This is a genomic window from Paenibacillus liaoningensis, from assembly GCF_059609455.1.
The window spans coordinates 1-22,110 of the sequence record NZ_JCAALU010000015.1 but is presented as its reverse complement, the minus strand read 5'-3'; the positions used below and the strand labels follow the sequence as shown (position 1 = coordinate 22,110).

Annotated in this window: 27 protein-coding genes; 2 read left to right on the top strand and 25 right to left on the bottom strand. The window is 39.5% G+C overall.

Annotation, left to right across the window (positions count from 1 at the left end; all coding sequences use genetic code 11):
* Positions 1–687: 687 nt before the first annotated feature.
* Genes AC6B99_RS22875 through AC6B99_RS22865 form a run of 3 tightly spaced genes read right to left on the bottom strand, consistent with a single transcriptional unit; the run spans position 688 to position 2,571 of the window.
* Complete coding sequence (locus AC6B99_RS22875; RefSeq protein WP_046232804.1) at positions 688–1,329, bottom strand: ABC-2 transporter permease; 642 nt, start codon at positions 1,327–1,329, stop codon at positions 688–690.
* Complete coding sequence (locus AC6B99_RS22870) at positions 1,330–2,193, bottom strand: ABC transporter ATP-binding protein (protein ID WP_496664309.1); 864 nt, start codon at positions 2,191–2,193, stop codon at positions 1,330–1,332.
* Between the two features lie 3 nt (positions 2,194–2,196).
* The gene (locus tag AC6B99_RS22865) at positions 2,197–2,571 is read right to left on the bottom strand and encodes a GntR family transcriptional regulator (protein ID WP_056041156.1); all 375 of its coding nucleotides are present in this window, start codon (positions 2,569–2,571) and stop codon (positions 2,197–2,199) included.
* Between the two features lie 252 nt (positions 2,572–2,823).
* Here AC6B99_RS22865 and AC6B99_RS22860 point away from each other — a divergent pair, with 252 nt between their 5' ends.
* Positions 2,824–3,036: a TetR family transcriptional regulator C-terminal domain-containing protein gene (locus AC6B99_RS22860; protein WP_496664308.1), complete on the top strand. Its 213-nt coding sequence runs from the start codon at positions 2,824–2,826 to the stop codon at positions 3,034–3,036.
* Between the two features lie 24 nt (positions 3,037–3,060).
* On the opposite strand, the gene AC6B99_RS22855 is transcribed toward AC6B99_RS22860, so the two are convergent.
* The 21 genes from AC6B99_RS22855 to AC6B99_RS22755 form a co-directional block, all read right to left on the bottom strand.
* Positions 3,061–3,375 (bottom strand): GNAT family N-acetyltransferase, encoded by a 315-nt coding sequence (locus tag AC6B99_RS22855; RefSeq protein ID WP_496664307.1) that lies wholly within the window; start codon positions 3,373–3,375, stop codon positions 3,061–3,063.
* A 234-nt stretch (positions 3,376–3,609) separates the two neighbouring features.
* Positions 3,610–4,041: a hypothetical protein gene (locus AC6B99_RS22850; RefSeq protein WP_496664306.1), complete on the bottom strand. Its 432-nt coding sequence runs from the start codon at positions 4,039–4,041 to the stop codon at positions 3,610–3,612.
* Positions 4,042–4,267: 226 nt separating this feature from the next.
* On the bottom strand, positions 4,268–4,624 hold the full coding sequence (locus tag AC6B99_RS22845) for an SdpI family protein (RefSeq protein ID WP_496664305.1): 357 nt from the start codon (positions 4,622–4,624) through the stop codon (positions 4,268–4,270).
* 11 nt (positions 4,625–4,635) lie between these two features.
* Entirely contained in the window at positions 4,636–5,199 is a 564-nt protein-coding gene (locus AC6B99_RS22840) for a GNAT family N-acetyltransferase (RefSeq protein ID WP_496664304.1), read from the bottom strand.
* Between the two features lie 142 nt (positions 5,200–5,341).
* Entirely contained in the window at positions 5,342–5,527 is a 186-nt protein-coding gene (locus AC6B99_RS22835) for a hypothetical protein (RefSeq protein ID WP_496664303.1), read from the bottom strand.
* A gap of 94 nt (positions 5,528–5,621) precedes the next feature.
* A complete protein-coding gene (locus tag AC6B99_RS22830; protein WP_496664302.1) occupies positions 5,622–6,362 on the bottom strand; it encodes an ATP-grasp domain-containing protein in 741 nt (246 codons plus the stop codon).
* Between the two features lie 22 nt (positions 6,363–6,384).
* On the bottom strand, positions 6,385–6,792 hold the full coding sequence (locus AC6B99_RS22825; RefSeq protein WP_494879557.1) for a DJ-1/PfpI family protein: 408 nt from the start codon (positions 6,790–6,792) through the stop codon (positions 6,385–6,387).
* A 442-nt stretch (positions 6,793–7,234) separates the two neighbouring features.
* Positions 7,235–7,579, bottom strand: coding sequence for a hypothetical protein (locus AC6B99_RS22820; RefSeq protein WP_496664301.1), 345 nt, complete (start codon positions 7,577–7,579; stop codon positions 7,235–7,237).
* A gap of 149 nt (positions 7,580–7,728) precedes the next feature.
* Positions 7,729–8,769 carry a YfiT family bacillithiol transferase gene (locus tag AC6B99_RS22815; RefSeq protein WP_494879558.1) on the bottom strand — a complete coding sequence of 347 codons (1,041 nt, stop codon included), beginning with the start codon at positions 8,767–8,769 and terminating at the stop codon, positions 7,729–7,731.
* A 108-nt stretch (positions 8,770–8,877) separates the two neighbouring features.
* The gene (locus AC6B99_RS22810) at positions 8,878–9,402 is read right to left on the bottom strand and encodes an O-acetyl-ADP-ribose deacetylase (RefSeq protein WP_496664396.1); all 525 of its coding nucleotides are present in this window, start codon (positions 9,400–9,402) and stop codon (positions 8,878–8,880) included.
* A 122-nt stretch (positions 9,403–9,524) separates the two neighbouring features.
* On the bottom strand, positions 9,525–9,980 hold the full coding sequence (locus AC6B99_RS22805; protein ID WP_496664300.1) for a hypothetical protein: 456 nt from the start codon (positions 9,978–9,980) through the stop codon (positions 9,525–9,527).
* Positions 9,981–10,107: 127 nt separating this feature from the next.
* Positions 10,108–10,740 carry a hypothetical protein gene (locus AC6B99_RS22800; RefSeq protein ID WP_494863292.1) on the bottom strand — a complete coding sequence of 211 codons (633 nt, stop codon included), beginning with the start codon at positions 10,738–10,740 and terminating at the stop codon, positions 10,108–10,110.
* A 188-nt stretch (positions 10,741–10,928) separates the two neighbouring features.
* Complete coding sequence (locus tag AC6B99_RS22795) at positions 10,929–11,291, bottom strand: hypothetical protein (RefSeq protein WP_496664299.1); 363 nt, start codon at positions 11,289–11,291, stop codon at positions 10,929–10,931.
* 16 nt (positions 11,292–11,307) lie between these two features.
* Positions 11,308–11,637 carry a hypothetical protein gene (locus tag AC6B99_RS22790; protein WP_496664298.1) on the bottom strand — a complete coding sequence of 110 codons (330 nt, stop codon included), beginning with the start codon at positions 11,635–11,637 and terminating at the stop codon, positions 11,308–11,310.
* 136 nt (positions 11,638–11,773) lie between these two features.
* Positions 11,774–12,844, bottom strand: coding sequence for a beta-galactosidase BglB (bglB, locus tag AC6B99_RS22785; protein ID WP_494863298.1), 1,071 nt, complete (start codon positions 12,842–12,844; stop codon positions 11,774–11,776).
* A 35-nt stretch (positions 12,845–12,879) separates the two neighbouring features.
* Positions 12,880–15,435, bottom strand: a complete 2,556-nt coding sequence (locus tag AC6B99_RS22780) for a hypothetical protein (protein ID WP_496664297.1) — start codon at positions 15,433–15,435, stop codon at positions 12,880–12,882.
* A gap of 5 nt (positions 15,436–15,440) precedes the next feature.
* On the bottom strand, positions 15,441–16,265 hold the full coding sequence (locus AC6B99_RS22775; RefSeq protein WP_056041127.1) for a carbohydrate ABC transporter permease: 825 nt from the start codon (positions 16,263–16,265) through the stop codon (positions 15,441–15,443).
* Positions 16,265–17,170, bottom strand: a complete 906-nt coding sequence (locus AC6B99_RS22770; protein ID WP_496664296.1) for a carbohydrate ABC transporter permease — start codon at positions 17,168–17,170, stop codon at positions 16,265–16,267. Before AC6B99_RS22770 ends, AC6B99_RS22775 begins: the two co-directional genes overlap by 1 nt.
* Before the next feature lie 96 nt (positions 17,171–17,266).
* Positions 17,267–18,559: an extracellular solute-binding protein gene (locus tag AC6B99_RS22765; protein WP_494879572.1), complete on the bottom strand. Its 1,293-nt coding sequence runs from the start codon at positions 18,557–18,559 to the stop codon at positions 17,267–17,269.
* A 37-nt stretch (positions 18,560–18,596) separates the two neighbouring features.
* The gene (locus AC6B99_RS22760) at positions 18,597–19,463 is read right to left on the bottom strand and encodes an AraC family transcriptional regulator (protein WP_056041471.1); all 867 of its coding nucleotides are present in this window, start codon (positions 19,461–19,463) and stop codon (positions 18,597–18,599) included.
* Between the two features lie 247 nt (positions 19,464–19,710).
* A complete protein-coding gene (locus tag AC6B99_RS22755; RefSeq protein ID WP_496664295.1) occupies positions 19,711–20,628 on the bottom strand; it encodes a ketopantoate reductase family protein in 918 nt (305 codons plus the stop codon).
* A gap of 152 nt (positions 20,629–20,780) precedes the next feature.
* On the opposite strand from AC6B99_RS22755, the gene AC6B99_RS22750 reads away from it, so the two are divergent.
* A complete protein-coding gene (locus AC6B99_RS22750; protein ID WP_056041116.1) occupies positions 20,781–21,335 on the top strand; it encodes a TetR/AcrR family transcriptional regulator in 555 nt (184 codons plus the stop codon).
* A gap of 158 nt (positions 21,336–21,493) precedes the next feature.
* On the opposite strand, the gene AC6B99_RS22745 is transcribed toward AC6B99_RS22750, so the two are convergent.
* Complete coding sequence (locus tag AC6B99_RS22745) at positions 21,494–21,898, bottom strand: hypothetical protein (RefSeq protein ID WP_155973475.1); 405 nt, start codon at positions 21,896–21,898, stop codon at positions 21,494–21,496.
* Between the last annotated feature and the right edge of the window lie 212 nt (positions 21,899–22,110).

Below are 22,110 nucleotides of genomic sequence, written 5' to 3'. Positions count from 1 at the left end.
TCCGCAACCGGAGTTACATTATAGGCTATGCCTAAGATCTTCACATAAAAATGATTCCAATATACATGCCAATCACCGGGATTTTTTAATGAAACGAGTTCTAGAGTCTTTAAAAGTATCCTCCTTTAATTTCATTACCTGTTTTCGGATAAATTTCAATAAATAAATGCTTCCACTCAATCATGAAATCACTTTCAAAAGTCCTATTATAGAAATCAATATGCTCATTCCAAAAATCAATAGATTTACAATAGTACTCTCCAAGGATGAATGACGGATAGTTATGAATTGAATCAACTTCCTTCGGGTTATTATATAGTTGCAGCCATCTTTAAATTAGCGTCTATCATCTAAACCTGACTTGCATATGATGATATCCTGCTCGTTGCATTGCCAACGGTGAAGAGCCTATTTTTTTCTAATTCGTGAAACACCATATATAACAGCAAAAATTACGAAGCCTACAAATACGAATAGATTAGTTATTGGCTCATTAATTTTAGGAATTGAATCTTGAAAAGTCTTTAAAAAAATGAATACTCCTACCGTTAAAATAATTACGATAATAGATATTGGCTTCATTATTTCCCCTCCCTAATTACCAACATCCGATGTAGGTTGCATTCAATAAGAGTGCCTGCTTATAGCTACGATTCCGCGTGAAGTAGTGGCAGCGCTACTCTTACATTACTTAAACTCTTTCTTCCGATGAATGTGGACTGACACAAAGTAGGATATGACAAACAGGATTGTTGCCATACACGAAGAGATCATACCAACCAGCGGGTGACGAAGCTGCATGCCTCCTGTAACAGGGGCCAGTAACGCGGCAAGTACCAGCATCATCCCTATCGCAGCAAAGCCCGAGAAAAATACGACAAGTTCATTTTTTTCCGTGCCAATCTTCAACATGATCGGATACATCAAAGACACTAATGTGATCGACAACGTCAACCCGAATCCATAACTATAAATCACAATCTTCGGATCGAGTTCAAAACCTGCAACATACACAAAACCAAGCGTGAGCAAGCTCATCATCACACCAAGGAGGATTAGTAAGGTAAATGACACATACTTCGCCCCAATAATCGTACGACGCCTGATTGGCAGCGTCAGTTCAAACTTGTTCCATTTAGAAGTTTCATCCACTCGCAGCGAGGCACCGGTATTGACAACAAACAGGAATATTTGTATGGACAAAATCATGGGAATCGCAGCCGACTCCTTAAGAACCAAAGGAACCAATGATAAAAATCCAGCCATTATTAAGGAAAGTCGGATATTGCTTGCCATGGAATAAAAATTGTTGCGGAGTAGTCCCCTCATTTATTGATCCCCCTTAACTAATAACAACATAATTTCATCAATGGTTATATCATCAATGATGATTTCACGATGCTTTTTGGCAAACTTAGCTTTGTCAGAGATCAACATTTCGATCTGCAGTCCTCTTTTCCTGTATGCGAGATACTCCAACTTGTCAACAATCTGAAACTGCTCCGATTTGCAACGAGCAATCCCGTAATTGTATAAAAGCGTATCTTTTTTCTCTGTTAAAATGATTCTTCCATTGTGAATAAATGTGATATAATCTGCAATTTTTTCCAAGTCGCTGGTGATGTGGGAAGACATGAGAATAGAATGTTCTTCATCTTCCACAAACTCTAAAAATAAATCCAGCATCTCTTCTCTGACAACAGGGTCAAGTCCGGAAGTCGCCTCGTCCAACAGCAACAGTTTTGCTCCATGCGACATAGCCACTGCCGTGGCCAACTTCATCGTCATGCCACGTGACAAGTCTTTTACTTTGATGTGAGCAGGCACCTGAAGTCTGCGAATTAGATTCTGAAAGAGATCATCGTCCCATTTTTGATAAATATCTTTGAATACTGCAGCTAATTTATCGGCAGTGAGATCCCCCGGGAAATTAATGGCATCAAAAACAACCCCGATATGATTGCGGATGTCCGGTTGTTCATCTGTCATCTCCTCCCCAAAAATTTCGATCTTCCCGCTGTCTCTCCTGATTGTATTCAGAATTGAACTAAACGTCGTTGTCTTACCTGCTCCATTCTCACCCACAAACCCCATGATACTTCCTTGAGGAACAGAAAAAGAAACATTATCCAAATGAAAATGAGATCCGGCATAGGCCGTCGATAGATTTTTAACTTCCAAACAATAATTCATCGACTAGTCCCCCTTGTAGAACATGCTTAAAAGCTCCGTAAGCTTTTCTAATTTTATTCCGCTTGTTCGTGCGGTTTCCGCAGCCAGCATTAAATACTCTTCTATTTTTTTCTGCTGTTCTTCTTGTATAAAATCCCTGTTCTGTGCAGATATAAAACTGCCTCGTCCAACTGTCGTTTCAATAAACCCATCTCGTTGCAAATCTTCATATGCCTTTTGCACTGTAATTACACTTACATGAATCGTCTTGGCGAGCGAGCGCATAGACGGAATCGGATCGCCTGTTTTTAATTCTCCTTGCATCACCATCGCTTTGATTTGTGTTGTGATTTGTTCATAGATAGGCTTACTCGAGTTGCTGCTGATAATAATTTCCAATAAAGCTCACTTCCCAACAATGTACTTATCGTTGCAGTACATTATATATCACTACAGCACAGTTTTCAATAGAACATCCTGGTGAGCTTCCTGTGCACCATGTCCCTCATTTTTATTACATTGAAATTTAAGTGAAATCATAGCGTAATTGGACGACCGACCGGTCGGATTTCGAGGAGGGTAAGATGAACAAAATGCGTTCATTTCGCGGAGAGACAAAACAATTGATTATGGAGAAGGCTGGAATAAGTATTGTTCTTTCATGTTATTGAGGGGGATGCTAAACAATGGCAGGAGAAGTGGGAAGAAGATATTAGGACAGAACAGTCAAATAAAGAACGCTTGTATATGTTGGCAGAGCAGCTTGCAAGAGACTTCCAAAGTCCCTTATCCGCGGCATTGGAAGAATTCACAAGAAGTCAAGTGATCCTCCCAAATTATGCTGTGGATGTTATGCTTTCATAAAATTATATATACATTTAAATCGTTCTACCCCAGGGTACTTCTCACTGCTGATGTCGAAAGTCTCTTTATTTCACCCAACAATTTGCTGCCAAGCCCTTTATTTCTGTGATTGGGATGTACGGCTATATGTTTTAACTCTGTTTCCAATGTATGATGGATCAAACCGATAATTCCTGTCAGTTCATTTTCAAAATAAACGCCATATAAATCTCGATTTTTTAGCGTTTTATAGTTTTTGCATTCATGAATAATTCGCTCCGGTTTCGGACTCATACAGTAAGAAAGGAATTGATATACCTCTTGATCTGAGATTTCCTTGATTCTCTGTATCTGCATCATGTAATCATTCCTTCTTGTAGCTATAATGTGTTTTAAAAAATTGATTTTCATTGCTTTCCAATGAAATTTTTGTAATGACGAACCTGAGAAGCTCAAGTGATCAACTCAAACGGGTAGCCAGACTTAGACTCGCAGCGTTTATCTAATTGATTACACTTCCGTTCCTAGAACTTCTTCCAGATCAAGGGAGATTACCCGTAACGTGAATTCAATGTTAGATGACATACTACTCTTCTATGTAGTACTAACACTAATTCTTATTTTCTTTCCATATATGACTTTAGAAATTTCATTTTGTATGTTGAGTAATCCTTCATTCACCCAAAGCCTACTAGTCGCCACTCCCCCTCCCATACCGCCAGAAACTATATCTCCGTTATTAAAGAACTCAAAATAGATACCTCTTCCATATTCATCTTTCCAATATAAATTATCTATATCTTCTAAAAGCTTACTAAGTGTTTGCCAGTTGCATCTTATTATTTTCACAGGGCATACTACATATATTTCGCCCCCATAATCACCCTCCATTATTAGATATGCATTTTCATAGTTCTTAGCCTCTTCTAGAGATTCAATAGAATGATGAGATATTCCATGTGCTTCGCTTAATATATGCCGAAGGGGACTATGATGATCTGGAATTTTATTTTCTTCATTAGACATTGATTGTCAGCCCTTCTGTTTTTAAAATGTTATATGTTCCTTTACTTAACGCTCTTGTATTCACAAACCCGAGAGTCTTACATGTAGAGAACAGATCGCAGCTCATAGTTATTGTCCAGTTGAATCCGCTTCCTGCTCCTCGATTTCGACCATACCAAGAGCCACATGACCCGCAACTAGAATACGATGTTAGATGACGTTTGCACCCTAAGAGTTACATGCAACATTAGTCTATCTTATTCAATTCCATTCCTTTAAGCCTTTTTTCTACTCTTATAAACATTAAAACGAAAAATAAAATCATTAATCCTATTAATATCATCGTTATGGATATCCCTTTAAACAATAGACTTATTACACATCCAAGTATCAAAAATATGATCCCATACTGCTTCATTATTTCCGCACTATATTTGTTTGCTTCTTTCCATAGATCAATATTTTTCAATGATCTTGATGTTCTATAACCATATGTTACATTGATTTCTTTTGGAGGATATTTCTTTAGTAAGAATCCGCTTAAATAAAAGACTAGAGCAATCACGACGCTTAATATAACATTACCGTTTTGGCTTTTATCCATTTAATTCTCCTTTAATTTTTTGAGGCTTTGGAATTTCCACTCCACTCTTCCCCAATCATTCCGTAAGTTACTCGATCTAAATATTTGCCGTTTAGAAATTCGAAGCATCGAACGGTTCCCTCTTCCTTAAACCCTAGGCGCTCTGGAACAGCTCTACTTCTACTATTGCTGGTAGCCGTGCATATTTCAACTTTGTTTAATTTAAGCTCTTCAAAAGCATATTTCATAAATAATGAACACGCCTTAGTAACTAAACCAAATCCTTCAAAATCTTTAGATAACCAATATCCGATTTCCGTCTTCTTGCTATGCCAATCAAAATATAAATAGCCAATTGATCCTGCAATTCTTCCTTTATGCCAAATCCCAATCCAGTATCCATTATTAGCTGCAAATGAACTTAATGTTCGTTCAATAAATTTCCTTGTATCGTTTATTTCGTGTGTATGATTAGGAAAATCAAGCCATTCTCTAATGCTGTCTCGACTATTATCCATTAACTCAAATAATTCTTCCACATGTCTATTTTCTAAAAATGAAATGTAGGAATCCTGATCTATGATTGATTTGAACATATTTTGCCCCCTGAAAAACTGAATTTATGGATTGATACTATGTATGAATATGCTGCCATTTGATGTATTTCTTTGTATGGTTGGGTAGTCTGAATTTAATACTCGCCATTATATTCAATAAAACTTGTTCGTCTAAATCGTGCTACATGGCTTGGAATATAACTATTCCTTTTAAACAAAGATACCCATACCCAGGGTCTACTATAACTAAGTTGATAATCTCTTCTTCCTCTTGTTCTCTTGAACTATCATAAAATCTTAATAAAATGTCATTCTCTTTATAAAAAACATCAACATCACATGAAAAGTTCTCAAATACAAATTTCATTTTTCACTTTCCTTTCATATAACGTTCTCCATCTAAGACATGACCCGGCCTTAGATAACTCTTATCTTAGGTCGGGTCGCATGATGTCTGAAACCTATAAGCTTCTTAAATAATCCGTAGTTCCTGTTAATTCTGACCATCTAGCTGAGAGAAATTTCGCATAGTTCAAAGGACTGATTCCATAACTCCCTAGCGAATGACCATCGTTTATTTCTACCAGCTTCATATTTCCTTCTTGATCAATGCCAAAATCCATACCATATGCAGTTGGCGCATCAATAAAATCCCTAACCGCACTTTTTATAATATTTAAATCCAATTTCGAATCCCAAGCACCTTTATAATATCTGATATCAAGTATTTGTCCGTATCGTATAAAACAACGCCATTCCGTTGTAAAATCAACAACTTCTGAACACCAAATATTCGTATCCTCATTTTCTGCAATTAAACCTATAAAATCTTTATATTCCTTCACAACCGTTCCAGCAAACTTTTTTGTTATGTCTTTTGGCTTTATAAAAACGTTCCAGTTCTGTTTATTTTCAAAAAGCTCTTGGGTAGTTGTCGTCCATATTTTTCTGCCAAAATAATTAGATAAGGAAGTTGGATAATCGATTTCTCCTTGATTCCTTTCTACACCTAAAATTTCAAGACGCTTTCTCACGTTACCAATTCCGCCAACTACTAAATCTTCGGGATTTTTTTCTTTGATTTCTGCTATATCATTAAACTTAATGGTCTCCCACCCTAACGACGTGAAACCATCGTTAGCAATAAAAGCATTCACATTGTAGAACTCTCCATTTTTATCTGTCTGTATATATGCTTTCATCCAGTATACCTCTCCTTCTCTATTAGCTAACAAAATCTTGTATCTTTCTACCATTCTCTAATCGATCTTTAAATTTACCTTTAGTGTATTCACTAATGACCTTATTCCAAAACATCTGTGCCGGTTTGTTACTTTCTAATTGATAAACTTCCCAATCCCCCTTATGTAAATTAAATATTTCTTTGGCTACGGCCTTACCAATTCCTTCTCCTCTATATTTTAATGGAAATCGATTATTCGCCTCAGCTGTTATAAGGTTTCCATCTTTAACAATTCTGGATTTAATAACTTCTTTGCAATAGGGTTCTAATAATTCATAAGCATTAGGATGGGTTGTTGCTTTCTTATTCTTTAATAAACCTGCAACACCCAGTAATAGTGAGCCTGTACAAACAGACACGATGTAATTAACTTTCTCGGCTTGTCGCAACCACGAAATAAATTCATCATCAGATCTAAGCTTCTTTATCCCGATTCATCGGAAATCTCTTCTGTTAGTCCACAAATATCCCATGTTATATCTTTTGTTTCTTCAAACATTTTCAAGCGATTGATAACATCATAGAATTAAAATCTAAAAACGTGATCCCGTTAAAGAGAATAAAACCAATCTTCATATGCCCCCAATGTTTGTTATGCTCTTACAGGCATTTCATCTTACGTTCTGGTATTCACGACTTCGAAAGACTTAAGGGACTGTTCGGATCGGCAAAGCCCTCAACCATATCGGTCCGCGAAGCGAGGTTAGTCTTGCAGAGGTGTCCGACTTTTTCTGCTTCCCTGTTTCTCTACTTCTCCCGGACCAATGGTGTATGCCCGCAGTGTGAATATGCTTTTATCTGATGGGCTTTCTTCTTGATATACATACATTTTTATAGTTTGACTTGAAGCCTTCCTAGTCTTGTTAATCTTGATTTTATTGCCCCTTCAGTTCTCTCATTTATTATTGATAAGTTTTTTATTGATTCTCCTTGATCAAAATCTCTTACTAGTTTTTCATCCTCTTCTTCACTCCATGACTTCCCTGATTTTGAAGGTACAATTAATTCTTTATTCTCGCGCTTCTCTAGTAATTCAATTCCTTTTAATGCAGTATATAACGCTCTTATTACTTCCGGTTGTTGATAAGGACTGTCATTGTGATAGATTTCACCTGTGATCGGGTCAATACCATCGGAAAGCAAAGTAATAATTTCTTTTGCTCTGGCTGCATTCATTAATATCATTCCTTTAGTTTTTTCTTTTAATCCCCAAAAAATCCATGTCTGATAACGGTACTGTATTCACGAATCAGAGAGCCCTAAGCGACGACGTAGGAATGTAATGTTATCTTAGGGATTGGCATACCCTGAGAAACTCACAAATATTATTCCGATTCTAATATGTTTTTTATAAAATCAGTTTTTGCCTCTGTATAAGCTTCTCTGTCTTCTCTGTTTTCTTCCGCTAACTTTCTTTTTAGTTCGGCATATTGCTCAGCCAAATTAGGCTGTTCACGAAGTTTATTTCTGAATTTAATTTGTTTTTCCCAACGTTCTTCATCCTCTAACATCAGATGAAGATGACAATCTCTTCTATCATTTTTAACTTTGACAAAAAATCTTCTCCACTCATGCCCGTCCAGTTCCAGTGGAACATAATTCCAATTATCAGTTTTCAAACTTTCAATAATCTCTTCTAAATCATTATAGGTCTTGATTTTTGCCATCATATCAATAATTGGTTTGGCTGGAAGATTGGGAATTGACGTACTACCAATATGTTCTATATCCCTCACCCCGAAAGGATAAAGATTTTCTCTTAAACGATCAACTTCTTGTGTCCCCTTCACTAACCAAGTGGAATCAGGAATCTTAATCTCAACTGGTTCTGTGGCCCAAACTGGCCAGTTATTCACTTTAACAGAAGATTGGATTTGAGCTATGTGATGATGGTTATGCCATACAAATCTTTGAAGTGCTATATCCAATGTTATTTCTCCTAAAACTTGAGTTTTCAAAATTCGCCTGAAATCTTCCGTTTTTAAATGGTTAAGCAAGACCAGAAATCGTCTATGAAGTATTTCAATTAGTAATATAGAGTCTTCAATAGGTATATTTTTATAGTCGCTTAATTGTGCCCATAAATCTTCCCGATAAGAGTTTCCCATCGGTTCATCTTCAGTTAGCGCCCTCTTAAATCTTAAGTAAGCATTCATATCATTATCAGCAAGGTGATGAACGATTTGCTTTATTGTCCAGCCATCTTTGCGGTATGGAATGTTAATTTGAGCAGGCTCCAAATCATTCAAAATAGTCCTTAATGTCTTTGTAATTTCTGGTATTTGATTGATGAAGAAAACACGTTCTTCATTTGTTGGATTGATTACTGGTTTAAACTGACCTATAGGAAACCGAATATGATCCACTTCTCGATCAACTCCCCTTAAAAAATTTGCAGTAATTATGCTTATAGTTCTGGTATTTGTATACGATGTTATCTGATGTTTCTACCTTCTTGAGATTGCTGTTTGAACTTACATACCCGATTCTTCAAGCATCTTCTGATAGATCTGATAGTTTTCTTCATCAAAACAAACGAATTGTATTCTATCTATAGCTGAATGCAGTTCAATATAATTTTTGACTGACTTCAGCGCGATTTGAGCTGCAGCATTTTTGGGAAATCGATATATCCCTGTACTTATGTTAGGAAAAGCTATGCTTCTTATATTATGCTTACATGCAAGTTCTAAGCTATTTATGTAGCAGCTTTGCAGTTTTTCTTCCTCATTATTTTTTCCGTCATTCCATACCGGCCCTACAGTATGTATGACATATTTCGCACTCAACTTACCAGCAGTCGTTATAACTGCTTCTCCTACAGCACAACCACCTTGTCTGGCTCTTATTTGTTTGCATTGTTCAAGTATTTCACTTCCACCGGCACGGTGAATGGCACCATCTACGCCCCCACCGCCAAGCAAACTAGTGTTTGCAGCATTGACAATACAATCTACTTCAGATTTTGTAATGTCCCCATTCATCAATTCGATGGTTATCGAATTAAATTCTTTCCTCATTTTTTTTCAACCTGCCTTTCGTACCTTTCAGATAACATTCCTGTATTTTGGGCGCTATACCACCTTAAGCTCGATGGGCGGCCGTGGATACGATTAACTACTCACAACCGTTCTTGAGATCGTACTATTTGCTCTATTAATTCCTCCTGTCCTATTAATAATTTATTCGAGGTTTCTTTATAATCATGGATTGATGTAGCATATTCTTTGGGATCTGATGGACAGACGCTCCATCCCTCCCTTAAAGAATAACCATAAGAAATTTCTATTTGCTGATTACTAACTCTTCTGATTCTAAAACATCCTGTATATTGATCTGAGAAATCAATTGGTAAGTAGCGTTCTTCTTTACTACCGAGGTTAATTATGTTTTCAATCCAGTATGATAATAGACTTTTTAACGATGCAGCTATCTTACAAAAGCCATCCCTTTCAGGTTGTATCGTATCCTCTATCTCAAAATAATAGGTATCAGCAATGACTAATAAGTCCATTTCTTTAAAGCTTACGATTAAATCTTCATGAGCTGTACCATTCTCTTTAATCAAAACCTCCATTGAGTTCCTCCTAAATAAGACTTCTTGTTCTTTCATCTAACGCTTTCGTATTCACGATATCCCATCGACTTAATAGAGTAAAAACAACGGACATATGCCTGCCGCGCTAATATGGTGTTCAGTGAAGTCATCTCTCTTTTCCGATTAAACTCACATACTCACGTTCAATTATCATGACTCCATTATTTATAAGTTTCACACAGTTTACATTATCCAAGGAACCCTCAATTTGTATGAAAGATTCACTATCTACTATGCAAAATGGATCTATAGATGGTTGTTCACCACTCACAATTTCCCTTGAATTAATCGGAGCGCCAAATTCCCTATAGGTCTGAATATTATTTAAATCATGTTGGTTCCATAAATCAATTGAAAGATTAATAAGAGGAGAAAGCTGCTGGCCACTAAATATCCATGTACCATCTCCAATGACTATCTCATCTTCAGGTATTATCATATGTAGTATAATTTCATTAGGTTGATACATCCAAAACAATCTAATATGACTAAACTGCTCAGAGTCTAACAATAATTGTTTATAACCATGTTTAACATGCTGATCATAAGCCAATTTGAATTTCTTAGATAATAAGTTCGTATTCCAAGAAATTATTTCATCATGTGTATTGTTTTCTGACTCCCAATAGCCCGATTTAAAAGGGAAGTAATTATAAAATGAATTATAAACTTCTTCTACAAAATCAATTGAAAAAGATGAATAAGGAAAAGAATAATACACCGAAAAATATGCAGGCACAAAGTCACTTCCTAGGTGATAGATTTATATATAATTTTCTTTTATTCATGAACTTGATAACATGAAGTGAACATAGGAATCAAGCTTATTGTTTCCCGAATTATCTAATCGCAATTCAGCTTCATCGAATACCTCCAATACTCATGAATTTTAATCAATTGCGATTACGTTCTTGTTATTTACGAAAATTAATTAATACTCCATTCACTAATCCTGTTATATGAATACTTTAAAGAACGCTCATATTGAACTTGGCCATAATAAACTCTTACTTCCAGTTTTTCTGAAATTATTGTTCCTATTTCATCAATTGATTTATTTGTATTCTTTATTGCAAGGATCACCGGACATTCATATTCTCCTTGTTCCCAATTATGTTCTCTTGCAATATTAAAATAATATTTCGTATTTTGATCCGTTTGGGATTCACACCACTCCCATGTATCTTCATAATCCCGGTAATATTCAGGTAACTCTAGAGCAGTTTGAAGTAACTCCGTTATATCATTTAATTCCTTTTTAATAAAAAACCAAAATTGATTTTCTCTCATATTTTAATCACCTATTTCATTCATTGTCATTTTTGTGTTTATACCATTCCATAATCCTATTAAGAGTTTCATCAACTTTCTTCTGAAATCTCTCAACATATTCATCTTTTATTTCATTGGGATCAGACCCATACCATTCATAGCAATTAATTAATAGAGGTCGGATTTCATTCAATTTATTTCCACAAAGTAAATTTTGCAATTCACTTGTTAAATTATCATGTTCATCTTCAGGGGCCCCACCCTTAATAAGTCCCAAGGGATCGTAGCTGTTTATTATTTCTCGTAACTCTAAAAAATCAATTAGGTGTTCTTTTGGTTTATTCTTCTTTGGATTCTTATTCATTTTTTAATCACCTGGGCAATAAGTCATATATGAAATTTCGTCCTTACGACTTGGAATAATATTACTATAAAATCACACAAAAGGGGAGAATACAGGAACTTTCATTCCCATATCCTCCCCACAAGAGGCCTTGCTATTATTCGGCACCAGCAGCGTTCAATCCCTCTATCAGGATGAACAAAGCAAGCGCCTGTCCATAGCCCATCGGGCTAAGTGGAATGTCCTTATAGAACTGGGCATTCGTGCCGACAGGAGTTCCGTAGGACACCTGCTGTACAATTCCTTTTTCATCAATGTGCCGCAATACAGCTTCAAGTGCCTTCAAGCCTGTCTGACGATAGGCCTCATCCACGTAGCCATACCGGATTCCCTTGAGAATGCCGTAGCCAAACGCTGCTGTAGCCGAGGCTTCTTTGTAAGAGTCCGGATCATCCAGTACAGTGTGCCACATGCCATCCGCTTCCTGAAGCTTGCTCAGTGCTCTGATTTGAGCGGTCGCCGTATCCAGCAAATAGGCTTTCAGCCCTTCTTCTAGCGGCACAATATTAAGGAAATCAATAACTCCCGCCGTGTACCACGCATTGCCTCTGCCCCAATGGACAGCACCATAATTATGATTTTCGTTAAAATCCCAACCGTGATAGAATAATCCGGTTTTCTTATTATACAAATATTTGATATGCACAAGGAACTGTCGCTTGGCTTCTTCCACAAACTCAGGTTTGTTAAAGTAAACCCCTGCCTTCGCCAAAAATAGAACCGTCATGAAAAGGGTATCTATTAAAATTTGGCCATCATTGGCATCTCCAGTTATCATATGCTGAAATGCACCATCTCCCGTGCGAAGCAGCCCCTTCATAATCCAGCCGCTCCATTCCTCACAAACACGTTCATATTCCTTGTTCCCGGTAATCTCACAGAGCGAAATCAGCGTAAGGAGCGGGGCGCATGTATTCACATTTTTTTCCGGCAATCCTTCCATCAGCCTGGCATTGTACCATGACTCCAGAAATTCCAGCACCTTGGCATCCTTCGTTGCCTCATAAAGCTGAAGCAAGCCATATAGACCGACACCTTGCGGCCATTCCCATAAATGAATATCAATTAGTCCGATCGGAAATTGCTCATCCATTGCTGTATTTTCCATGGACTCCATCGCATGGGATACCTTGCTTATTTTCTCCAGCAGCATCGTTCTGTTCAGCATGTTCGTATTCGCTCCTTTGCTTTGTTGCCCCAGGCTCAGTTCCCCATGTCCAGCAGCTGCAATTGTCCTCTCACGCCATAACCGCCGTGTATGATTTCCTCTCCTTCTATAAGGAAAGGTTTATCCATCCCCCATTGCATTTGACCATATATCGGGTCTGCTAGGGTAAGCGATAAGGTTGGACTGTCGAATTGCGGGCTTGCAGCTAACATTTGGTTTTTGAAATGGCTGAAGCTTCCGAACTGCTGCTCGCTGCCTGCCCTTATAATCCAGGCGTTGCGCAAGCCGTGCGAAATGAGCTCACGCTCTTTCGTCACCCCAGCTGTCTCCATAGCTGCCCCATTGGCCGCATAGATGGCTGCATATCCTTTATCCAGACGGGCAAAATGCCAGTTCCCCTCCCTTGTCCATTCCGTAAAGGAATAGGAAGGAAAATAAGCATGTGTCCAATCTGAGCTTTGATTAGTCGGAATGTCAAAAATCATGAGCGCTATGCTCTCATGCTGAACGACGTCGGGCAATATTCCATTGCCTGCCCAAAAACAAGGCCTGCCGTCTCCATGCTTATAGATTTCTGCCGGATGATTCACCCAAATTTGCGCCTCAGGAGACAATGATAAATGATTGACATGCTCCTGATAGCCTTGTTTGCCTGGACGAAACCGAATAATGGAAGATAAAGTGTACTCCGCAGTGCGATAGTGATAGAGCTGGGCATAACCGCCCTTGCCCTGCTGATTGGTGAACACTAATTGCTGATTTTCCCCGAGCAGCAGATGCTCCTGGTACGCTGCCGGTGGCATATAATCCGATAAACACAAGGCGACATTGCTAATTGAATAATTGTTTACATTGCCGACTCCATATCCAATCCAGCACATGGAGGTCGTTCCCGCTGCATAATGGCCCAACAATTCCTTCTCATAGCTGCGGCCGAAGGTTGTCGTCATCACTCCTCGATGCATTTGGACGGTAATATAATAGAATAAGAGGTCCATTGCCTGTTTCGCTTGTTCCCGGAGCCGGTCACTATGGGCAAATTCATAAATATGCAGCAGCCCTACCGCATCAATAGGAATATAGGCGCTGGAATTCCATTCTGCCAGTCCTTCGTCAAAAAAGCGCTCGAACCATAACGAAAGCCTCTGCTCTGCTTTTTGGCGGTGTACTGCACCGGATTCCCCGCTGTTGCCAAACGTTTCTTCCTCGAACAGCTGGCCCGCCAGCAGCTCATTGGTATGAAACAATAGGGCATGGTTTTCACTGAAAAACCACATCACATCATCGCCCGGCTCATCAATCCAATAGCGATAACCCAGAATGCTTGCTTTTACCCGATCCCAGAACGATTCGGTAAACAAACCGCTATTTCGCTCATCTCTCCAGAGGCGGAATAGCCCGACCAGGTAGAAGTCACTGCAATCTTTCCGCTGTTCTATCCCTTCCACCCCATCCAGCAAAATCTTCTCTGCTGTCTGGAGATCGCCTCCTGTTTTCAGCATGGCGATGGCCTTATGTATATTAGGACTCCCCTTCTCGGCCATACAGCGCAGAGCGAGAGATTTTCGAGCTTCTATATCCGCAGCCTTCTGAGCAGCCTCGTCATAGGCAGTATCATAGGATTGACAACCAAATTTCTTCGTCAGTACAACGTTTGAAACGGAAATGGTTAATGTGAAATAAACGTAATGATGGCCGATTTCATTCGTATGTGCCAAGGTCAGATCAGCTGCACCTTCAGCAATGCGTATCGTTTTATTTTCCGTCCCATCAAAAAAATTGCCATACAGTATATCTGCCTCTGTAACGATGTCAGGAAAGGGGAGCGGGAGCCGCAGCTTGATCTCCTCCCCTTTAAAAATATCCGAAGGAAAATAAGCCTGTTCAAGAGCTTGCTCTGCCGATTGCACGAGCTGCACCAGACCGGGAGCGATAGGCAAGGAAATAGCCAATTCCTCGCCGCCTTGATATTCCACTGCGAAAGCATACATCGTATCCCGTTCGGCAAGATCCTCCCAGCAGGCATAAATTTCATTGATTCCGGCCACAAGCTCTGCTTCAATGACGATTTCCTGCTCCTTGTTCCGGGTGAGCGGGGCAAAGTCTGCCACCAGCTGTCCATTAATCCACAGCGCCAAGCTGCCGTAGGTTCTCACCCGTAAAGAGGCAGTATGGCTAGCAGGCGATACAAGCCGTGTCGCCGCATAGCTGCGAAGATGGGTCGGTACGAACCAAAACCCTGATTTTTCCACCCTCGGATTATTCCAAGGCGAATACAGCTCCCAAGATCTCTCACCCTCTATTCCCTGCAGTCTGTCTCCTGGCGTTGGAAACTTACTCCATTGATCGAAGAAGCGACCCGGGGGCTGCATTCTCCGATTGTCTACAAATTCCTTGCGGCAAGGATTTTCATGAATGGCAAAACCCTCTATGAGCCAATCATTAATATCCCCCTCCATCGTTGTTGGAACAAATTTAACAGGCTTCGTGTAAATGCCGCTAATCAACCAATGATTAATCATTTGATTTTGCCCTAATTTCATGGGCTTATAATACAAGGCGTCAATTCCGCCACTTATGGTGTCAGACATTCTAATCATCCTTTCATACCTGAAGTAATCATGCCGCTAACAAAATAGCGCTGGAAAACGATAAAAACGACAAGCACCGGAATCATTGTGATGACGGACATGGCAAGCAAGCTTCCCCAATCCACGCTGTATTCTCCAATAAAATTAGACAGTGCCAGCTGGATCGTGTATTTAGCTGGATCACTAATTGCAATGAGCGGCCATAAGAAATCATCCCATCTCCACATAAAGGAGAAGATCGCCAGCACGGCAAGAATAGGCTTAGCCATGGGAAGAATAATGCTCCAGTAAATTTTCCACTCTCCTGCTCCATCCATCCGTGCAGCTTCCAGCAGCTCATCCGGTACCGTCAGCAAATACTGCCGCATCAGGAACACCCCTGTCGGGGTGGCCGCAGGCGGGATAATAATCGCAAGCATGCTATTATACATGCCAAGTGCGCTCAGCACCTTGAATATCGGAATCATAATGACCTCGATTGGAATCATCAGGGTGGAGATAAAACCGATCAAAATGATAGAGCTCCCGCGAAAGCGGTACTTGGCCAATGCAAAGCCTGCCATGGAATTGATCAGCAGCAGGAGCAGCGTTGAAGTGAGCGTCACGATCGTACTATTTTTGAAATACAAGCCAAAATCGCCTTTGCTGAACGCCTCCTTGAAATGCTCGAAGGTTACAGGCTGCGGCCATAGTTTTGGAGGATAACTGTACAAATCGCTATTCGTTTTTAGAGCGGAAATGACGACCCATAATACCGGGAGCAGCCAAAATAAAGCTGCTACACTTAACAGACTGTAGATGGCGATTTTGGTTAGAGGCCTAAGCTCCATTAGACAGCACCCCCTTTGGAAATACGGAATTGCAGGGCAGAAAACCCGCCGATAATGACAAATAACATTACGGACATCGCACTGGCCAGGCCAAGCTCCTGCTTGGTAAAGCCGGTCTCATAAATATATTGGACAATATAGGTCGTTTCTTTGCCTGGCCCGCCGCCTGTAAGCGCAAACATAAGCGGGAACGCTTTGAACGCATCAATCAGAGACAGCATGAATACGAGCAAACTGGTTGGCTTCAAGAGCGGGAGTGTAATATGGCGGAACACCTTTAGTCCCGTTGCCCCGTCCAATCGAGCAGCCTCATAATAATCCGTAGGTATCGCCTGCAAGCCCGCTATGAAAATGACCATGAAAAAGCCGGCCCGTGACCATACCGTCGCGATAATAACAGCCGCATTGGCCCAGAATGGCGAGGTTAAAAAGCCGACCGGCTCCACTCCGATCAGAGTAAGCATGTGGTTCAAAATGCCAAATGAATCTCCAAAAATCCACTTCCAGGTCAAACCTACTATGATAAAAGAAATCATCGTCGGCCAATAAAATATGGCTCTGAACAAGCCGCGCATTTTAATCTCACGCGCAAGCAGCATCGCAATGCCTAATGCCACTGCATAAATGAGCGGAACAACAATCGCCGCATAAATCCCCGTTCGTCCTATCGTCGACCAAAATTCCTTATCCCCAATAATTTTGATATAGTTGCCGAGTCCATTGAACTTCATTGGATTCAAGCCATCATAAACATGGAAAGAATAATACAAGCCCAATAAAGAGGGAATTACGATAAAAACACCAAATATCAGGAGGTTGGGAAGTATGAACAGATAAGGAGCAATGGCGAGCTTCCTCGTCTGTCCTGCCTGCTTTTTACGGTTTAAACTTTGACCTCCGCTCATCTGCTTGCCCCTTCCATATGAATAAAATGAAAGGGCGGCCTGACAGAAACCGGTCCGCCACCCCTCTATAAATACGATTTGTCGCCTTAGGCTGGCCTACTGGCTTCCAATAGCCTCGTTAATCAGCTTGGCTGTCTTGTCCATTGCTTCCTGAGCAGTTGCTTTATCCGACAGAACGTCAATAATATTATTTTTCAAGTCCGTCGAAATTTTGGAGATAAGCGTCTGTCTGGACCAGTCATTGGCTGCAAGCGGCGAAGTATTTTTGAGTTCATCCGAGAAGACCTCATACATTTCCTTGCCAAACTCATAATCCAGCACAGAGCTGTCCTTGCGCGGACTCATAAACAGTGACTCTTGATTATATTTAGAATTCACTTCTTTGGACGTCAAATAGTTAATAAAGGCTGCTGCCTCCTGCTCATTGCCACTGCCTTTGAAAGCCATAAGGAATTTCCCGCCTGGCACCGAGGAACGTTGTGTTCCTTTCGGCATATAGGTAACTCCCCATTCAAAATCAGTAATGTCCTTGTAATTGCTAATCATCCAGTTGCCAGCCCAGTGGGCAGCTACCGTCCCGGAACGGAACAAATTGTTAGGATTCTCCCCGCCGAGCCATACGGATTCCGGCATGATCCCATCCTTATGAAGCTGCTTAAAGAGCTCCATACTGCGAACTCCGGCTTCACTATTAATCGCTGCTGCGCTGCCATCTTCGGTCACAATGCTTCCGCCGTTCTGATACAGAAGGGTAGACCATCTATGCGGTGTGACATCCCAAACCATGCCATATCTTGCTCCGCCTTTGGCCATAACCTCTTTCAGTGCAGCGATATACTCATCCCACGTCCACACTTCCTCTGGGGAAGTCGGTACTTTGACGCCCGCTTTATCAAATAAGGTTTTGTTATAAATCAGCCCATTCGCTGTTACATCCATCGGGGCAGCGATCAGCTTGTCGTTAATCACATAATAAGGCTTAAGCGAATCAATAAATTGACCCTCGAACTGATCGGCACTTTCCACGTAAGGGGCAAGATCCACTGCCTGATTAGCGAACGATCCCGTATCCGTGATCCGACTCAGAGCAGGCGGCTTGCCGCCAGATATCATCGTTTTCAATTTTGTTTGAAGATCCTTGAAGCCGACTTCAATCAGATTGATTTTGACATTGGTATTGGACTGCTCGTATTCTTTAATAATCCCCTTGATGACTTCTCCTTCGTTCCCATCAGAGAACCACAAGAAATCTAGAGTAGCCTGCTTGGCCCCTCCGGTGCTATCGGTATTGACCGTGCTATTATCGGTATTGCCGCAAGCAGATAGCATAATGAGTGACATAATCAAAACCAGGCTAAAGCTGAGCTTGAAGTTCGTTCTTCGTTTCATACAAACATCTCCTTTGAAATGATTAATGAATTTCGCTTTAGTTAAGCACTTTATTTTTTCGGAATAGCTGTGGCGATGCACCAACATATTGTTTAAAAGCTCTACTAAAATATTCTGGTGTGTTGAAGCCCAGCGTTTCTGATATGGACAAAATCGGCTCATCCGTAGACAGCAGCAGCTTTTTGGCCTCGGCCACCCGTTTTCGTATCACGTAATTGCTCACTGTATATCCCGTCGTCTCTTTAAAAGAATGGCAAATGTAATATTTATTCAAATGAAGCATCTTGGACAGCTCATCCAAAGAAACATTTTCTGTATAATTTTGGTTCAAATAGTTAAGAACCCGGCTCACACTTGTTTGCTTCTGAGTAGAAGATGGAATCTCATTCACCGACTGCTCCATTTTCATTTTCCGGTAGATGCGCAGCAGCAATTGAGTCAGGCTCATCTTGACCATCATTTTATATCCTGTATTTCTGGCTTCCATCTCCTCCTTGATTCCTTTGAAAATGCTTTTGATCTGTTCACGCTCCTCCAAGGACCAGTGCACCAACAATCCATTAGGATGACGAAAGATAGACATCAGATTTTCGAGTTGGCTAACGCTGAGCATGTCCAAAAGCAACAATTCTGTAAAATTGACGAAGCTTCGCTTGTATACGATTTCTCTTGAGGGATTAATCCGGTGCGGCACCGCCCCTCTGAATACAAACATATCCCCAGGCGAAGGCTTATAGATTCGATCTCCGATTAAGAAGGTCGCATCCCCCTGTATAAAATAATGAATTTCATAACCGTTATGAGTATGAATAGGCCATTCATCCTGAAAATTATCCGCTTCTGACCGCACATAAACTTCATTTTCCTCCAAAGCAACATTCGTCGGGGTGTGGATGGATAGCACCAATAACTATCTCCCTTCTATGAATAGAATCAGCAATATTGATCAATAATTAAAAATGATAGCGCTTTATATTGAATTGTATCATAGTCATTTAAATAGAATCAGGACTATATTGCTGTATTGTTGATCAGAATTGTTGAAAATAATAATTAATGATTTCACAAATAAAAAGAAGACCGCATGCACAGCCCAGAGGCTGATCATGCGATCTATTAGGGAATGGTCAAATTTGACAATCCAATATCTGTTATCGTTCATATGGTGTGGATTCATTTTGACTTAAAAACTTCATTAAGTCGTTATTCAACTGTACAATTTCGTTGTTTGCATTACTCGCATAATCCGGCAACATCATATCCTTTACCATGTTCGTCCGTAACCATATCATAAAGAAAAAATCCAAAATCCAATCCGGACATCTAAGCAAAATTTTAATTTTAGACGGATCAAACGTAACACCAGCTTTTTGTACAGCCCTTAAATTCGCTTTCAGCGTGTATGTTATTTGATGTGCCGTTTTTCTGGTTCTAGCTGTTTTGGGGTCAATGATCTTATTATCACTTTTCAAAAAACTAAGCATTGCAATATCCGTTACGGCATGAGTTATTAAATACGCACTTATATCCTTATTTATTTCGTAAGGAAGTTTTGCTATTCTGAATAATCTTGCGAGTTTTTCTATACGTTCTGTCACTGCGCCATTAATTTCTCCGAACCTCGTAGCCGCTAATAACTTTGGTGGAATTCGAGCGTACAATATTCCATCTTTAATCTGTCCCCCAACGCCGGGGAAGCCTGGTAAAAGTCTATCCCCTACAATATCCATCCATGAAGAAAATCCAATTGGATTACTAATCATTGTAACAATATTTTTGCTTTGATTGTCTTTTAGTGCTAACAACGCTGATTCGGATCGATCGTAACGAACTGTAACGAAAATAAAATCATAAACATCATCATTTTCAAGCTCATCAATGACATTTACTTTTATAGATTTGACCGCACCTTTTTCAGTATATTTCAGGCCATTTTCTTTCAATGTATTAAATCGATTAGAACGTGCTAACATAGTAACGTCAAGCCCTGCTTCAATGAATTTAATTGCGTATATGCTCCCTATAACACCTGCACCAAAAATTAAAATTCTATTTTGTTTTACTGACATAAAAATCACCCCTATTTTTTAACCATTTTTTCTTGAATATCAGACAACATGTTGTATGATATAATCATAAATCTTTATGATGCCTTCATCAAACATCAGTTTTTTATGATTTGTCGGATGATATTCTTGTTCCCAATAGGAGACTAAAAAAAATGAAAAAGCAGCCCCAAATAACGGAAAAAACAAGACAAGTGTTTATAGATGTTTTTTGTGAGTTATATAGTCAAAAGCCTATTGAAAAAATCTCGATTCAAGAGATTGCGAATAAATCGGGATATAACCGCAGCACATTTTATCAATACTTTACTGATATTTACGATTTGTTAGACTTTGTTGAAAATGATTTATTGAACTACATAAAAGAAGAATTGGCGAATAATGAGCTTTCTACACATACTGCTGTTCAAAATCCGTTTCATTGCATGGAGAAAAGGGAGTATCTCTCGATTCTCAAAGCCCTCTTGGGCGATTATGGCAGTATTCGTTTTTTAGAACGCTTGAAAAGAGAAATCACCCTTGATAGCTTGGCATTAAACCTTCCGCAAAACAACGCCATAACGCCATACTTGATTGAGTTTCACATATCAACATCACTTTCTTTATTTCGTCTTTGGCTCCAGCGACAAAAGGATTTATCGCCAGAAGAATTTTTCGAGTTAGTGGAAAACCTATATACAAAGGGGGTAGCGCCATATTCTAAAAAATGAATCTACTTAGCCCATTCAATAAAATAACAGAGCAAAACCGCGTCAAAATAGTGGTCAGATCGTAGCGAGCGAGGAAAATTGATAGATGGATGTCTGGTATTCCGCCATTATTAATGATCGTTTCTTCCCTTATGCTTACCAACATACACATCTTTCTTTTATGTTAACCTGTAATACTTACTGTAAAAATCAATTACTTTTTCTCTAGTCATGTAATCATCATTTGTTTTATATTGCTCTATGTATTCCAATATCTCTTTAGCTAATGTCGTATTTAATTCTTTCAAAAAATGAATAGTCTCATTAAGTCCTGCACCCATTAGCAATTCTCCGTCAATATAGCAGCCTGCATCAAAATCTTTCATCTTAGCATTCCAGATTAGGAGAGTGTCCTCGGGATAACCAAAGGTAAAAAGCAAAATACAGAGCGTTTTCAAATACTCATGTTCTTCTGTATTAGAATCATTCGTTTCTTCGATTAGTAACGACCTAATTTCTTGTAAATTTTTTAGCTCTGGTTCTAACCCGAAGCGTTCTAATAAAATATCTTCCCTGTCCATCATAACCCTCCCCCGTATTTAGCCTATATCATTTTTTCTAAATCTTTTATTTCAAGAATCACGGAATGATAGTAATTTCCAACGAATCGTATGCTATCTCTCTTTGGATCGGCTACACTTAGTTGGACAATAAAAATGAGGGCTTGTAGAATAAACCTATCATCCTAAGGAGCGGATCTCTACAATGCCAAAACAACGACGCACGTTTACAGCAG